Here is a 214-nt window from a genome sequence, read left to right as displayed (position 1 = left end):
GCAGAATAGATGCTCGGAATAAAGAATTGGAGCCAGTCAAAGAATTAGTGATGTACTGGCGGCAATTCATGCCTCGTATTGGTGGGAAGAAACTTTATCTGATGATAAAGCCAGACCTGCAAGAGCGTGGCATTAAACTAGGTCGTGATTGTTTTTTTGATTATTTGAGAGAGCATGACTTTCTTGTAAAACCAAAGAAAAATTACACTAAAAC

At 38.3% G+C, this 214-nt stretch carries 1 pseudogene; it reads left to right on the top strand.

The features are described from left to right. Window positions 1-214, top strand: a pseudogene (locus tag PSI06_RS21425) (IS3 family transposase); the annotation flags it as partial.

This window comes from Pseudoalteromonas sp. GABNS16E (assembly GCF_028598715.1).
Lineage (GTDB): Bacteria > Pseudomonadota > Gammaproteobacteria > Enterobacterales > Alteromonadaceae > Pseudoalteromonas > Pseudoalteromonas atlantica.
The sequence above is the reverse complement of the archived record's forward strand: the minus strand, read 5'-3'. Positions and strand labels throughout refer to the sequence as shown.